This is a genomic window from Niabella hirudinis, assembly GCF_051201075.1.
Taxonomy (GTDB): domain Bacteria; phylum Bacteroidota; class Bacteroidia; order Chitinophagales; family Chitinophagaceae; genus Niabella; species Niabella hirudinis.
In genome coordinates, this window is sequence record NZ_JBPEHJ010000002.1 from 592,077 (window position 1) to 607,028 (window position 14,952).

The window sequence follows — 14,952 nt, forward strand, 5'->3', positions numbered from 1 at the left end:
ACAAATACCCGATAATGCGCCGAACCATCCCTTTTTCACTGATAGTATTGCTGGCGTTTTTATTACCGGCGATATCATTGCATGCCCAAAACACGGGTGAGCAAAAAGCCACCGGGACCGAACCCGTATATTACAGCCCCGGCGGCACCTACAGTGATTGGTATTTCCCGGCCGCTGAAGGTTATACAAGTCTGGAATGGACCTTTATACCTGTTGCGGATCCACCGCCAAGTCTGGCCAAAGAAGGGCTATTGCATTACTATGCCTATAATTTCTCCCTTGTTAATGCATCCGGCGGTATTGGCAGCGGCTATGCAGGTTTTCAGACCAATGGTATTTTTAAAAACTCGTTCCAGGGTAAGGTGATCAATTTTTCCATTTGGGGCTCCAATGGCGGAACATCCAAAGGCCTGGTAAATGCCGCCAACGATGAAAGCGGCGGTTACCAGATCATGTACAAATACAACTGGGTACCCGGGCAACAATACCGGTTTGAGCTGAAACAAGGCCCCGGTGGGGAAGATGCTCTTGGAAAATGGTGGGGGCTATGGGTAACCAATACAACCACCGGAGTTAAAGATTTTATTGGAGAGCAGCGCGTGCCATCAGCGATCAATGGCAAAAAAACAGTGCTGTGGAATGCCCACACTTCCATGTTTGGTGAAGATCTGCATTGGTGGCGGTCTTTAAATGGTCGTACAAAATACAAAGAACAAACCCGGTTTCAACCATCGGCAATGGCCGCCATAAATATAACTGCCAATAATGGCCAGGTTAAACCGGTTAAGTTCACCAGTTTTATTAACTCGGGAAAACCCGTAACCGGTAGTAATGGTTTTAAGTCCGTAAATTCCACCGTGTCCATTTACCAGGACTCAGCGTTTAATGTACAACACAACCTGGGGTACTGGACCAGTCCTGCGCCAAATTTCCTGAAAAAACAGGAACATTGATCCTTGCCTGTTATACCAATAGCGCCCGTCAGATGATGCAGGCCTGTAAAGCGTATTCATAATCAGCTGCCGGACTAAAATCCAAACCAGCTACCTCTTTCAATACCCACATACCAGCCATCCTCCCGCTCCTCCACGGGGTAGGTTTTTAAAAAGTATCCTTCGCCGGTGGTGTTGCGCCCCGTTTCCAGATTGAACTTGTAGCGGTGTACCGGGCAAACAATATCACCCTGCACATTTACATAGCCCCCCGCTAACGGAGCAGCCGCATGCGGACATTTGGCGGCACAAACAAAAAGTCTTTCATTAAACCGCGCAATGCACAAATGCCTGCCTCCGATCTTTATTTCTGCCAGGTTTTCGTCGTTAAAATTCAATTCATTCGGGTGCACGGCAAGCAGGTGCCATTCCAGTTCTTTGCTCATGGCACTAAATTAAACTTAATAAAACATTGTCTTATATGGGTACCGTACCTGGTACAGATCCTTTACCCTATTCAGGATAGAGGTCCGCAACCCTTCCACATTCCGTCTTTCGGTGGCGGCTACAAATACGGCATTGTTTCCTGTTTCATGGTTCCATCGATCATAAAGATCCTGCAGGATCTCTTTTTTGGTGTCTTCGCCCAACCATTCATCAAAGGTTTGCTGCTCATACAGATCCATTTTGTTAAAAACCGTGATCATGGGTTTATCAAATGCTTTCAGCTCCTGCAGGGTTTTATTTACTACGGCCATCTGGTCTTCGTACTGCGGATGGGAAATATCGATCACGTGGATCAGTATATCAGCCTCACGCACTTCATCCAGGGTGCTTTTAAAACTTTCAATAAGATGGTGCGGCAGCTTGCGGATAAACCCAACCGTATCGCTTAACAAAAACGGGGTATTTTCAAAAACCACCTTACTGGTAGTAGTATCCAGGGTAGCGAACAATTTATTCTCAGCAAACACATCGCGTTTGCTCAGCAGGTTCATAATGGTGCTCTTTCCCACATTGGTGTATCCTACTAATGCAACGCGGATGAACTCCCCGCGGTTCTTACGCTGGGTGGCCGATTGCTTGTCAATCTCTTTTAAACGGTTCCGTAGCAGCGAAATTTTTTCACGTACGATCCGGCGGTCGGTTTCGATCTCTGTTTCTCCCGGTCCACGGGTACCAATACCCCCACCCAGGCGTTCCAGGTGCTTCCACATCCCGCGCAGGCGGGGCAAAATATACTGGTACTGCGCCAGTTCCACCTGGGCCTTGGCTTCGGCCGTCTTGGCCCTGCGAGCGAAAATATCCAGGATCAGGTCCGACCGGTCGATGGTTTTTACGCCAATAGCGGTTGTAATATTATTGATCTGGGCTCCGGAAAGTTCGTCATCAAAAATGACCAGGTTCACCTCGTTGGCTATTGCATACTGGCGTATTTCCTCCAACTTGCCTTTTCCCACAAACGTGCGGGAATCCGGGTGCTGCAGTTTTTGGATAAATCTTTTCTTTGTCTCCGCGCCGGCAGTTTCGGCCAGGAACGCCAACTCATCCAGGTATTCCACCACCTGCTGCTCGGTTTGGTCCTTGGTCACTACCCCAACAATCACTGCCGTTTCTGTTCCCTGTATGATGTTCTTTTTATCAAGCATGAATGGGCAAAGTTAATACAAAGACCCGTAAGGTTTTGAAAAAGGAAACAGGGAGTAGTAAATAGCAAGTAGGAATCTTTTCTGGTTGGCACTGGCCGCTTTGGGCCAACATTCAAGTTATAATTATTTTACAGCTATCTGAAAAACCATTCATTATTGGCTATTGCCTATTCACTGGCAATTCCTACTCGCCACTCAATGTCATTTCCTTAGCACTTGGACGTCCAATATATTGTTCACTCCCGATAGCCATCACATACGCCTCAAGTTAGCGTGCAAACTGTACCCGCCGCATAGCGGCAGATGAATATTGTAAGAGCGGGTTTCAACCCGCCTCGCCATCCAGACGAAGGGTTGAGAGCCGTCAGCTCGAAACATCTGCCGTGCCTATGGCACTCACATCAGCCTTTTCGCTGCTAACATCGCGCTAAAGCACGACGTTCTAAAATCCATCCGGGGCTATGCCCCTCAAAACCTTTAATAGCGCAGATTTGCTGGCATGCTTACATCCCCTTAACCTGACGCCAATGCGATGCATCAGCGCAGCGCCGCAGCTCTCCGGGGCAAAATCAACTTGACGCGCATGATGTGCCAAACCCAATTCTCTTCCCGGTTTTACGTCTTAGGGGCTCAACATCTGGCTTAAGGAAACGGCATTGACTCGCCACTCCCCATTCCCTACTTGCCACTGACTATTTATTACCGCTGACTGGCAATAAGCAGGTTCAGATCGGTATAGCGAAGATCAAACCGCTGACTTAAATAAAAATTGGTAAGGTAGCCTTTAAACAGGTAGATGCCGTTGCGCAGGTGGAGCTGGTGCCATACCAGCCGCTCAATGCCGCCTTCATCACCGGCTTCCACCAAAAGAGGCGCCAGCACATTGCTGATAGCCTGGGAGGCCGTACGGGCAAACCCGGAGGGAATATTGGGCACACAATAATGAATGACCCCGTATTTAATAAAGATCGGGCTTTCATGAGAAGTTACTTCGGAAGTTTCAAAACAGCCGCCCCGGTCGATGGTAGCATCAATGATCACCGATCCCTGCCGCATACCGCTTACCATCTCCTCGGTAACCACCAGGGGCGTGCGCCCCGATTCGTTGGTCAGCGCCCCAACCGCTACCTCACAGGTTTTTAATTGCTTGGCCAGCAGCTTGGGCTCCAGCACAGAGGTCCATAACCGGTGACCGATGGCATTCTCCAGCCTTTTTAAACGGGAAATATTACTGTCAAACAACTTAACCGATGCTCCTAGTGCCAATGCCGCCCGGGCTGCATACTCGCCTACAATACCTGCCCCGATGATCACCACTTTGGTTGGGGCAATGCCCGTGATGCCTCCCAGCAGCACGCCTTTTCCATGATTGGCCGAGCCCAGGTATTGCGCAGCAATCAGCATCACGGCGCTGCCTGCAATTTCACTCATACTGCGCACAATAGGGTAGGAATCACTGTCGTCCTTCAGGTTTTCAAATGACAATGCGGTCACTTTTTTCTGCATCATAGCGTGCAGTACTTCCCGGCGCAGTACGGAAAGATGCAGCGGCGAAATAATAATTTGGTTGTGTTGCAGCAACGGAAGGTCTTCTTCTACCACCGGTGCACTTTTTAAAAGAATGGGCGCCTTAAAAACATCTTCCCTTGAGTATACGATTTTAGCCCCAGCCTCGCTGTATTCTGCATCCCTGAAATGCGCTGCATCGCCGGCATTATGTTCTACCATAACCGAGTGCCCGTTATTGACCAGCACAGCTACTGCGTCCGGTGTAAGCGACACCCGGTTTTCCTGAAAGGCGATTTCCTTGGGAATCCCGATGGTCATGCCTCCTCCTTTTACACGAATGTCCAGGGTTTCCTCCTGCGTTTCGTAGCTAAAGGAAGTGCTCACAATGGTTTTTATCTTACTCATACTTATTTTTTAAGTATTTCTATTTCCCGCCGATCATCGTCTATAACGGTAAGCGATACATAAAGGGTGCCCTCCGGAAAGAGATCCGGAGCCTTCTCCGGCCACTCTACAAAACAATAGTGGCCGCTGTACAAGCAGTCTTCCACTCCTGTCCGCACCGCTTCCTCCTCATCCTGCAGCCGGTACAGGTCAATATGATAAACCGAGGCCGGCTTTTCCCCGTCCGGAATCCGATATTCGTTGATAATCGAAAAAGTAGGGCTGCTGACCACATCTTCTACCTGTAAAATCTGGCAAATAGTGTAGACTAACGTTGTTTTTCCCGCACCCATCTGCCCATAAAAAGCAATGATCTTTTTATCATCCAGCTGCTGCAGCAACCATCCGGCAATCGGTACAATATCGTTTAATGAAAACACTTTTTTCATCCGGCAAAGATATATCCGCTAAAGGGTAAATGAAACAGAAGCCTTGTAAAAGTTAAAAAGTTGCCGGCTTACACCGGCAACTGATACCTATAACTAACAAAACTAAGATCCTTTGTTATTTCTGGCCCGATTGTCCGGGTGCACTACCAGAGTCGCCGGCACGGTTCTTTTCTTCATCAAGGCCCGTTTTGCGCTGGCGCGCCGCTTTAATCTGAGCACTGCCAAAGCGATACGTAAAGTTTATTTTAAACTGGCGGCTTTCCCAGTTGGCGCCTACACGGGTAAACTGTTCTGCATAATCGCTGGTACCGCGAAAGCGCATGGTTTTGAAAATATCGCTCACGGAAGCCTTAAGCGTTCCCTTTCCCTGCAACACCGCTTTTTGCAGACCCGCATCCACAAATCCCATGGCTTTTCCTTTAAACGCGCCCTGCCAGATGAATGGAGAAATGTAGAGCGTGCTTAGTTCCGCCGTCCAGGTTCTGGCAAATTTCAATGTGCTCTGTGTAAACAGGTTGGCCGAAAATGCATCCGTATTAATCACCCGGCTTCCTCCTCCAAAGTCAGCTTTAAACTTGGAATAATTGGAGCTAAGGTTGGTAAACAAACTGTACGCTTTATAGCTGAAGGGATAGCTGATATTTAAGCTGATTACATCCTGCGATGCCAGGTTCTTCGTGGTTTGGAAGGACTTAGATCCTTCGGTTACATCCACGATCTGCGCAAACAGATCTTTAATATGGCTGTAATTTAACGTAGTATTCAATTTATACTTATAAGTATGGGTAATACCAAAACTATTGGTGTACTGAGGTGTCAGCTGCGTGTTTCCCTTTTGATAGGTATAATCATTCAGCGCAAATTCAAAGGGGTTCAATAAACTGTAGTTAGGCCGGTCGATGCGCCTGCTGTAGGTAAAATTCCACTGGTTCATCGGGTTCTTATTGATGGTGAAAGCGGCGCTGGGAAACAGATCCGTATAGTTTCTTTTCAGCGTTGAGTCATATTGTTTATACGCATTGGCGCCGGCATCCCATACCAGCCCGGTAGAACGGCCTTGCGAATTGGTATTCTCCAGGCGCAAACCTACCTGTACCAGAAAACCCTTGTATTGCCGGTTATAATTGAAATACCCGGCATTGATGTTTTCTTTATAATCAAACTTGTTACTGTTATTCAGATCCGGCTGTTCCGAAGGACCGTTATTATTATACCGCTGAAAATCGTTATTGGTATTTACCCATCCCAGTTTAAAGCCATATCCCAGGGTTCCTTTAAGAAACCGTTGCTGGTAGTCGGTTTTAACAGAGTAGATATCAATACCGGTGGGCGTATACATGCGGTACAGGTTTTTATTTAAAATGGTGGATCCATCCGCCGCATAATAGACATTTGAAACCCGCTGGTTGTTCTTGTTATTAAAACGGGCATAATCAAGGTCGATATTCAACTCATGGCCTGAAGTATCTGCATACTTGTAGTTTGCATTCAGATTGTAATTATCCCGGTTACCCTTTGTAATGGTATTGGCTTGCAGGATCCGGTCTACGATGCCGGTGTTTTTGGGAGTGATCGGCATAGGCCCATCGCTGTTAAAGCCATCGTCATTTAAGGTAGCATTGCCCATTACCCCAACGGTACTTTTACTGTTAATATAATAATCTACCCCTGCCTTCATATTATGACTTTTACGATCGATGATCATGTTGGTACGCTGATCAAACAAGGTATCTGCCACATCCCTGTTTAATGTAAGAATATTGTTGTTTAAGCCCTGGCTGTAATTATAACTACCGTAGGCGTTGAATTTTTTGCCCCGGTGGTTCAGCGATAGTCCTCCGTTGTATTTGCCAAATATGCCCACATTATACCCCGCAGTAAGCGTTCCGTTGGTGCCGATCGTTTTATCTTTTTTAAGCCGGATATTAATGATGCCGGCATTACCGGCAGCCTCATATTTGGCGGAAGGGTTGGTGATCAGTTCAATGCTTTCAATATTGCTTGAAGGGATCGAACGCAGGTAGTTTCCGAGCTCGGATCCCTTCAGCGGACTGGGCTTTCCATCAATATAAACCTCTACCCCGTTTTTACCCGCCATGCTGATATTATCGTCCTTATCAACCATTACTCCCGGCGACCTTCTTAACAGATCGATACCATCATTTCCGGTAGCATTAATTGTGCCCTCCACATTGATGATCATTTTATCCGCTTTTACTTCAACCAGGGGCTTTTTCGTTGTAACCACAACCCCTGCCAATTGTGTGCTGGCTTTTTCCAGGGTCAGATCATCCAGATTCACATCAGCTCCGCTGTAATCAAAAGCTGCTGAATAAACGGGACGATACCCCACATTGCTGGCCATTACCAGGTACTTTCCGTTGGCCGCCTCGTTAAACTGGTAGCCTCCCCCGGCCTTTGTAGCATTCAATTTTACAATAGAAGAATCCCTGGCGTTTAATAAGGATACCGTTGCTTTCTCCACAGGTTTGCCGGCTTCATCCTTTACCTTTCCGGTAATTGTTTGCGCCTGAGTGGTGGTTTGAGTGGCCCAAAACAAAGCCACTGCAAAAAGTAGTTTCATAAAAGTGTATTATTGTCGTTTTTTGAAGCAGCAAACTTATGCCTTAAAACAAGCGGTGGAAAAGGTTGCCGTTTAACGGTAAAAAATCTCCTGCGAACGGTGGTTTTTTCGGGGTAAGTCAATTCCCTCCGCCGCCTTTCACCCGGCTTTCTTCATCACCGGCGCCACCGGTGCGGCGGCGGGCAGGTTTGATATTGCCCTTTCCAAACTTGTAAGTGAACGAAATATTAAACTGGCGATTGTCCCGGCGGCGGTCGTTTGCCACACTCAGATCCACATCTGCATAACGGGAGTAGCCGCTGAAGTTACTGGTACGAAAAAGATCTCTTACTCCAATCTTGAGCGATGCCTGTTTGTTCAACAGCTGTTTCGTCAATGCAATATTGAGTGCGCCCATCGCACGTGCGATCAATAAACCCTCAGACGGGCTGGAGCTATACCAGCCGCTTAGCTCGGCCGTCCAGGTTTGGGCAAACGAAAAACTGCTGGTGAGGTTGGCATCCAGGTTGTTTACGTTCAAAGCTACCGGCAGGTTTTTGGAGCCATCGGTATACAGGCCCCTATATTGATTGTTGAATACGCCGCTGTAGAGGCTCAGGTTCCACCATTTCAGCATCTGTTTGTTTGCGGAAACCGAAAAGCCCCATTGCCGCCTTTTGCTAAAGTTTTCGGTAGTCTGAAAGGCCGTTTTCTTTTCGGTGTTTTGTTTTATGAGCTGCGTTATGATATTATTAGTTTGAGTGTGACTAACCGTCAAGGTTAAATAGCGATTAAAGGTTTGGCTCAGCTCCACTCTGTTGGAAAACTCCGGTTGCAGGTAGGGGTTTCCCTGTCCATAGGTCAGTGAATCGAGAAAAAAAACAAAGGGGTTCAGATCATCGTAATCGGGCCTCCTTATCCGGCGGCTATAGGCTACGCTTAACTGATTTTTATCATTAAAGCTGTATACGGCGCCAACATTGGGAAACAGGCTGGTGTAATTTCTCGTAAAACTACTGTCGATGGTTACCTGCTTGCCCCTGGCATTGGTATGCTCCACCCGTAAACCTCCGGTAAATTCCCATTTTTTTAACGATGCCGTCATGATGGTATAAGCCGCATTGATATTTTCCCTGTAAATAAAATGATTGGTGCGCTGCCCATCCTGGTACCAACCCGTGCCGGTATCGCGCCGGTACAACACATCGTTATCCGTATTTACAAAACTGCTTTTAATCCCCGTTTCCAGTTTCAGTTTTTTATTAAACGGATGTACATAATCCATTTTACCGCTGTATATATTGATCATTGATGGAAAATCGCCATTTAACAACACCGTGTTCCCGCGTTGGCTGTTATCGGGGTTATACACTTTAGTAGTTAAGGAATTGGCGCCCCGGTTTTCATAATATCCGCGGTCAATATCCATCGAAAATTCGCGCCCGGCAGAATCAAAACTATGTTTGTAATTCAGGTTGACATTCACATTCCCCGATTTACTGGAATTAAGCACATCCGAAAGAAAGATGGTATTGACAGCATCATTAGCGTCCCGGAGATCGGAGGCGCTTTGCTGCCAGTTTTTCCAGGGATTGATATTACCGGTAATCACAATGCCGGCTACATCTTTTGATGTAAAGTTGTAATCAATACCCAATTTTCCGTTCTGCCATTGATTTTTATTGTGGCGATCCGTAGTCTGGTTCGATAACCCGTTGAAGACGCCATCTTTATAAAAGTTGCGGCGGATGCTTAAAGCGCCCAGTCCTTCCCATATGCCGCCGTTATAACTTCCAAATACATTGATCTTTTTGCTGCGGTAATTAAAATTGGCGCCGCCATTATATTTGGGATAAAATCCCTGGGCATAACTAAGATTCAGGTTCCCGTTCATCCCCTTTACGGTTCCCTTTTTGGTTTTAATATTAATAACTCCTGCTCCGCCCGAAGCATCATACCTGGCGGGCGGGTTCGTCATGATCTCTATCTGATCCAGCGCGCTGGCCTGGATACTTTTTAAAAAAGCGGCCAGTTGGGTGCCGCCCAGGTAGGTTTGCTTACCATCTATTAATATTAATACGCCTCCTTTGCCTTTAAGACTCACGTTTCCATCCGCATCTACAGATACCCCGGGCGATTTCTCCAGGATCTCCAAAACATTCAGTCCGGCGTTGGTAGGAGAAGCATCCACATTCACCACGGTTTTTCCCGCCTTCACCTCAAAAGGCGGTCTTTTTGAGGTAACCATGACGCCAGCCAGCTGCGTATTCCTTTTTTCCAAAATGATGGGAGCAAGAGCCCTATCTTTCCCGTCAAAATTGATTGGTGCTGAGTAATTTTTTGTATATCCAACATTGGTTGCCATTACCAGGTAGGTTCCTGAACGTAATTTTTCAAAGTGGTACTTCCCCGTATTATCTGCGGACCTTGTCCTCTGAACCGAGGAATCCTGTGGGTTCAAAAGTGAAACAGACGCCTTGTATAATGGATTGCCATCGGCCCCTGTTACTTTTCCGGAAATACTTTGCGCCTGTGCAAGCGCAGTCCAAAAAAACAACCCGATCAAAAAAGTCTTTTTCATATTTGAATATATTGTGTAGGCACAAAGCTAAAATTCCGCTATCCCAATGCCTACCTGTTACCGGCAAATGGGGCAAAACACCCGTTAATTGTGACAAAACGTCCTTTTAGCAGGAGGATGAACTGTGCTTCAGAGCGCCTTCCGAATCCATCAAATCGCAGGACAAATAAAAATGTTACAGCTATTGGAGGGATTTATAAAAAATCAGCACCTTAGTAAAAATTATTTCCTTAAAAATGGAATATTGATTTCCTTTACTCATATTTGTACTCAAAAATATTGTTATGAGTTATCCAGAAAGCCTCCGTTATACCAAAGATCATGAATGGATCAGCCTTGATGGCGATGTGGCCACTATCGGCATTACAGATTTCGCACAAAGAGAGCTGGGCGATATCGTTTATGTTGAGGTTGAAACCATTGGAACCGCATTGAAGGCCGGTGACGTTTTTGGTACTGTGGAAGCGGTTAAAACAGTTTCCGACCTGTTTCTGCCTGTTGATGGTGAAGTGACGGAACTGAATGAAGCACTTGCAAATTCACCAGAGCTGGTGAATACTGACCCCTATGGCGAAGGCTGGATGATCAAAATGAAAGTGGCCAACCCTGCAGATGTTGCCGCCCTGCTGGAGGCTGCAGCTTACCAGGCACTCGTTGGTTAAGAATGCCGGCCTTTCGCAAACCAAATCGATTAAACATTATTCGCCTTATAGCCATTCACTAACCGGTGAATGGCTTTTATTTTTATTGCTAAATACACGTTCTTGAAAACAGGATTGCTTTTCATAACCGCCCTTGCTTATTTTATTCTGACCATCGTATTGCTCACGTTGCCGGGGTCCGCTTTTCCCAAGGAAGACATTTTTGATCAGATCTACTTTGATAAATGGGTGCATATTGGCCTGTTTTCTCTCCTCGTATTGCTTTGGAATTTATGGTTTGCAAAAAAAATGCAGCTCCAAAACAAACCTACCCGCATATTTATTATAGTGAGCCTCCTGGCTCTCGGATATGGAATTATTATGGAATTTGTCCAAAAATGGTATATCCCCAACCGTTCATTTGATTTAGGCGATATTATCGCCGATGGAGTTGGCGCAGTAATAGGTTTACTGGCAAGCCATTATCTATATAAAAAAATAGACCCCTGTGGAAACAGGGGTCGCAACCAAAACTAACTGCTTATGAGAAAATTGACTATCTTTTTTAAAACTTAATGATTGTTCTTTCTATTAAAACGCAATATTCTTGCCAATATTACACATCGGTTGTTAAAAGAATGCAAAACCGATTTTATTAAAATGTACTATTAAAGAACTATGCTTCTTTATAGAAAGCAGAAACTATGCCAAAACGATAATACCCGGTACTATTTAAAAAACCCCGAAATCAAACCGGCTAAACCACCCGACTGTTGTGATTGCTGATGCTGCTGTGCGCTTTGCGTAACCTGGCTAATAATATCACCGATATTTACACTGCCGGCGGCGCCCTGTCCTCCGGAAACCTGGTTTAACAGGCCTTGAAAATCAAACCCTCCTGCGGCTGTATTGCTCCCGCCTCCTGTTAAACTACCGATCAGGTTGTTAAGGTTAAAACCGCTGTCCTGTGGCTCATTGCTTGCCGTTTTGGATACCATGCTGTTGATCACATTCGGGATGATATTGTTGGCAATACTATTGGCCGTGGCCGGGTTTAGGTTCATATTGGAAACCAGCCGGTTTGCCAGGTGGCCGATCATCATACTCACAATAGGATTACTGAGGATACCACCACTATTCCCCTGGTTCTGGCCGCCGGTAAACAGGGAAAGAATACTTTGCAAACCGCCCCCGCTCGCCATATTCTGAAAGCCATTGGTAATAGTACTGGCCGCTTCGGCCATTACCTGGTTATTGTACTCGTTGGGTACTCCGGGATTGTCGACCACGGACTGTTGCCCGTATTGCTTTACAAGGTTCAGGATCTGATCTAACATTTTGTTTTGTTTTTGGTGTAAAAAATTTATTACAAAATAAGATCAATACCTGAAAATCAGGAATTTTTCTTTTCATTCCGCCACCAGCGGACGCCCAAAAAAATCATGAGCCCCAGCGGCAGAAAGGCCAGGTAAAGAATACCGGTATTAAATCCCTTTGCCGGCCCATCGCCCAACTGCTGCGTGGTTTTTGTACAAATGGAACACTGGGCAAATGTTTGTACCGCCTGAACAAGACCCAGGATAAAAACAACTGCAAACAGCACACTCTTTTTCATTCTGCAAAATTACTTTATTGTTTCCGTTATTTAATACGCATTGTGCAGAAATTAACTGATTTTCCCTGCCGGATGCGCGTTATTTAAACACTCCCCAACGGGAATTGTTGTTGCCGGCTGCTATATCCCCGAAACTGCTTCGGGGGGCCGCCCTCCCGGTTAAAACCTTCCCCTGAAAAATAAATCAGGTTTCCGGGAATAAAAAAATATAACTATATTTATAGTTCAATGATGCTTATGGAAACAGAGGAAGGCGGGTTAGGGAAATGCAGGTACGGCTTATTAAATGGACAAGGGTATATCCCGTGATTTTCTTCAGCTAACCAGGTCTGCAAGGCAGCGACAGGAGCTCTTACTTTTTGATTTAAAATTCCGTGCCGGAGACTTTAAATTCCGAAGCGCATATAAACCTAAAACAACATATATGAAATCAAAATTTTTGCTTACGTTCCTGCTGGTTCTGGGTCCTTTTTTTGTATGGTCCCAATATGCAAACCTCCGGTTTACACCAGCCCAGCCCAAACCGGGCGATATCATCCAATTTGAATATGACCCTTCCGGTACGCCGCTGGAAAACGCTGCAACCATTACACCTGCCATTTTCCTTTACGACGGAAACATCCGGGCAGCGGAAGTAACGGCTTCAAAAACAAACGGCAAATGGACCGGAAACATCCCCACCAACGACACGGCGAAGGCTTTACTGATTGCTTTTAAACAGGATAACAATATGGATAATAATAAGGAGCAAGGATACTCTTTATTATTAATGCAGGACAATAAACCTGTAAAAAATGCGGCTATTGGCCTGGCCTCCTTAAATAATTTTGGCAGTTCTATGCTGGATATGAACATAAAACCGGAAACAAACCTGGCACTCTATAGCCGGGAGTTTGAAATTTATCCGGAACTTAAGACCCTGTATGCCGTCCAGTACGCCTATCTTTTAATGAGGGCGGATAAAGAAAACGGAAAGAAAAAAACGGAAGAACTGATCGAAACGGTACAGCAAAAGGCCGATAAAACAGAAGCTGATTACATAACCCTGCAAAACCTCTACGCCGCTTTGAAAGACAACCATCAGGTAGCGCAAATAAAAAACAAGATCAGGGAACTCTATCCCAAAGGAACCACGGCTAAAAGTGACCTGACTTATGCCTTGTATGAGGAACAGGATCCTGAAAAACAGATCCGCATGCTGGATACGCTGCAAAAAAACTTTCCGGCGATGAATGCCGCTGATAAAAAAGCCTATGCCAGTCTGCGCAAGAGACTGTATGGCCAGGCAGCCTTCAATGCCGGCGTGGCCGGGAAATGGGCCAGCTTTAATAAATACATCCTCAAAACGGAGAGCAACACCGCACTGGCGCTTGCGTACAATGAAGCCGCCTGGGAGCTGTCCGGAAAGGGGCTGAAGCAAAAAGGTGATAGCTTAAAGTTTGCAAAAACACTGTCGACCAAAGCCCTGGCCAGCATAAAAAAGGAACTTGCAGCGCCCGTTAACAAACCAGATTACCAAACAAAGGCCGATTATCTCCAAGGCCTGGAATACACCCTTGGAAATTACATGGATACGTACGCGCTCATTCTCTGGAAGCTTAATGAGCGCTCCGCAGCCTACCAGGCGCAGGAAGAGGCCGTACAGAAAACCGGAAAAAGAAACACAGACATCATCGAGCGCTACCTGACATTTAAAGCCGGTATAAAAGGAAAAAATGCCGTAAAACAGGAACTCGAAGAGCTGATAAAAGAAGGGACGGGAACAGCAACATTGAAGGAGCTCCTGAAAAGCAGCTATGTTTCAGAAAACAAGTCTGAAAAAGGATATGCTGCTTACCTGGAAAACCTCCTGGCCGTTTACCGGGTTAAATTAAAAGAAACACTCCGGAAGCAGATGATCAATGAACCCGCTCCAAGATTTGCCTTACAAGATCTTGATGGAAAAGAAGTATCACTCGAAGCATTAAAAGGCAAGATCATTGTGGCCGACTTCTGGGCCACCTGGTGCGGCCCCTGCCGGGCATCTTTTCCCGGGATGCAGATAGCCCAAAACCAGCTCAAAGACGATCCTGATGTGGCATTTCTGTTTGTGAATACACGGGAAGGAGTAAAACCTGAAGAAATAGCCCCCAAGGTGGGCAATTTTATAAAAAAATACGAATACAGTTTTCATGTGCTGCTGGATGCAGACAGCAAGGTGGCTGAAAGTTTTGCGGTCAACGGCATCCCCGCCAAGTTCCTGATCGATGGAAACGGTAACGTTCGCTTTAAAGTAATCGGCTTCAATGGCGATACCGATAACCTGGTGGAAGAGATGAAAGCAATGATCGAAGTCATGCGGAACCGACCCGTGAAATAACAGCTACCCGGTAACAAAGGCTTCATAATTATTCCGGTCTATGGTGTGAAAGGCCGCATCCAGGCAGGCTTCTGAGAAGGCTGCCGGCAGCCTTGCAGCGGCTGTATTCCATTTCATTTCCTATGCAGTAATGCTTCCCGCGTTTTCTTCAATAAGATCAAAAACACAGAAACTGACGGAATTTATATAAATACAGTTACTAAACTGACGGAATTTATATTTTTAGGCATAAAAATACGCTCCCGATTAGCCGGAAGCGTATAAGAAATT

General features: G+C 46.0%; 12 protein-coding genes. 4 read left to right on the forward strand and 8 right to left on the reverse strand.

Translation table 11 applies throughout. The features are described from left to right. The first annotated feature begins 14 nt into the window (after window positions 1-14). Entirely contained in the window at window positions 15-953 is a 939-nt protein-coding gene (locus GGU45_RS05940) for a hypothetical protein (RefSeq protein ID WP_435222890.1), read from the forward strand. Window positions 954-1,027: 74 nt separating this feature from the next. Here the strand turns inward: GGU45_RS05940 and GGU45_RS05945 are convergent, their stop codons facing one another. The 6 genes from GGU45_RS05945 to GGU45_RS05970 form a co-directional block, all read right to left on the reverse strand. Next, window positions 1,028-1,378 carry a Rieske (2Fe-2S) protein gene (locus GGU45_RS05945; protein WP_435222892.1) on the reverse strand — a complete coding sequence of 117 codons (351 nt, stop codon included), beginning with the start codon at window positions 1,376-1,378 and terminating at the stop codon, window positions 1,028-1,030. A gap of 15 nt (window positions 1,379-1,393) precedes the next feature. After that, window positions 1,394-2,581, reverse strand: a complete 1,188-nt coding sequence (gene hflX, locus GGU45_RS05950; protein ID WP_435222894.1) for a GTPase HflX — start codon at window positions 2,579-2,581, stop codon at window positions 1,394-1,396. Between the two features lie 699 nt (window positions 2,582-3,280). Next, the gene (locus GGU45_RS05955; RefSeq protein ID WP_435222896.1) at window positions 3,281-4,495 is read right to left on the reverse strand and encodes an alanine dehydrogenase; all 1,215 of its coding nucleotides are present in this window, start codon (window positions 4,493-4,495) and stop codon (window positions 3,281-3,283) included. 2 nt (window positions 4,496-4,497) lie between these two features. Continuing rightward, the gene (tsaE, locus tag GGU45_RS05960) at window positions 4,498-4,923 is read right to left on the reverse strand and encodes a tRNA (adenosine(37)-N6)-threonylcarbamoyltransferase complex ATPase subunit type 1 TsaE (protein ID WP_435222898.1); all 426 of its coding nucleotides are present in this window, start codon (window positions 4,921-4,923) and stop codon (window positions 4,498-4,500) included. 115 nt (window positions 4,924-5,038) lie between these two features. Further along, window positions 5,039-7,507, reverse strand: a complete 2,469-nt coding sequence (locus GGU45_RS05965) for an outer membrane beta-barrel protein (RefSeq protein WP_435222900.1) — start codon at window positions 7,505-7,507, stop codon at window positions 5,039-5,041. A 118-nt stretch (window positions 7,508-7,625) separates the two neighbouring features. Then, the gene (locus GGU45_RS05970; RefSeq protein ID WP_435222902.1) at window positions 7,626-10,067 is read right to left on the reverse strand and encodes a TonB-dependent receptor domain-containing protein; all 2,442 of its coding nucleotides are present in this window, start codon (window positions 10,065-10,067) and stop codon (window positions 7,626-7,628) included. 284 nt (window positions 10,068-10,351) lie between these two features. On the opposite strand from GGU45_RS05970, the gene gcvH reads away from it, so the two are divergent. Both gcvH and GGU45_RS05980 read left to right on the forward strand, forming a co-directional pair. Continuing rightward, window positions 10,352-10,729: a glycine cleavage system protein GcvH gene (gcvH, locus tag GGU45_RS05975; RefSeq protein ID WP_435222904.1), complete on the forward strand. Its 378-nt coding sequence runs from the start codon at window positions 10,352-10,354 to the stop codon at window positions 10,727-10,729. 102 nt (window positions 10,730-10,831) lie between these two features. Then, complete coding sequence (locus tag GGU45_RS05980; RefSeq protein ID WP_435222906.1) at window positions 10,832-11,245, forward strand: VanZ family protein; 414 nt, start codon at window positions 10,832-10,834, stop codon at window positions 11,243-11,245. A gap of 191 nt (window positions 11,246-11,436) precedes the next feature. Here the strand turns inward: GGU45_RS05980 and GGU45_RS05985 are convergent, their stop codons facing one another. Continuing rightward, window positions 11,437-12,045, reverse strand: a complete 609-nt coding sequence (locus GGU45_RS05985; protein ID WP_435222908.1) for a hypothetical protein — start codon at window positions 12,043-12,045, stop codon at window positions 11,437-11,439. Window positions 12,046-12,101: 56 nt separating this feature from the next. Then, entirely contained in the window at window positions 12,102-12,323 is a 222-nt protein-coding gene (locus tag GGU45_RS05990; protein WP_435222910.1) for a hypothetical protein, read from the reverse strand. Between the two features lie 424 nt (window positions 12,324-12,747). Between GGU45_RS05990 and GGU45_RS05995 the strand changes: the two genes are divergently transcribed. Further along, the gene (locus tag GGU45_RS05995; protein ID WP_435222912.1) at window positions 12,748-14,682 is read left to right on the forward strand and encodes a TlpA family protein disulfide reductase; all 1,935 of its coding nucleotides are present in this window, start codon (window positions 12,748-12,750) and stop codon (window positions 14,680-14,682) included. Window positions 14,683-14,952: the final 270 nt, after the last annotated feature.

What these genes read in the sequence shown, in the direction of transcription:
- GGU45_RS05940 (WP_435222890.1), top strand. Translation starts at nt 15, where the DNA reads ATGCGCCGAACCATCCCTTTTTCACTGATAGTATTGCTGGCGTTTTTA.
- GGU45_RS05945 (WP_435222892.1), bottom strand. Translation starts at nt 1,378, where the DNA reads ATGAGCAAAGAACTGGAATGGCACCTGCTTGCCGTGCACCCGAATGAA.
- hflX (WP_435222894.1), bottom strand. Translation starts at nt 2,581, where the DNA reads ATGCTTGATAAAAAGAACATCATACAGGGAACAGAAACGGCAGTGATT.
- GGU45_RS05955 (WP_435222896.1), bottom strand. Translation starts at nt 4,495, where the DNA reads ATGAGTAAGATAAAAACCATTGTGAGCACTTCCTTTAGCTACGAAACG.
- tsaE (WP_435222898.1), bottom strand. Translation starts at nt 4,923, where the DNA reads ATGAAAAAAGTGTTTTCATTAAACGATATTGTACCGATTGCCGGATGG.
- GGU45_RS05965 (WP_435222900.1), bottom strand. Translation starts at nt 7,507, where the DNA reads ATGAAACTACTTTTTGCAGTGGCTTTGTTTTGGGCCACTCAAACCACC.
- GGU45_RS05970 (WP_435222902.1), bottom strand. Translation starts at nt 10,067, where the DNA reads ATGAAAAAGACTTTTTTGATCGGGTTGTTTTTTTGGACTGCGCTTGCA.
- gcvH (WP_435222904.1), top strand. Translation starts at nt 10,352, where the DNA reads ATGAGTTATCCAGAAAGCCTCCGTTATACCAAAGATCATGAATGGATC.
- GGU45_RS05985 (WP_435222908.1), bottom strand. Translation starts at nt 12,045, where the DNA reads ATGTTAGATCAGATCCTGAACCTTGTAAAGCAATACGGGCAACAGTCC.
- GGU45_RS05990 (WP_435222910.1), bottom strand. Translation starts at nt 12,323, where the DNA reads ATGAAAAAGAGTGTGCTGTTTGCAGTTGTTTTTATCCTGGGTCTTGTT.
- GGU45_RS05995 (WP_435222912.1), top strand. Translation starts at nt 12,748, where the DNA reads ATGAAATCAAAATTTTTGCTTACGTTCCTGCTGGTTCTGGGTCCTTTT.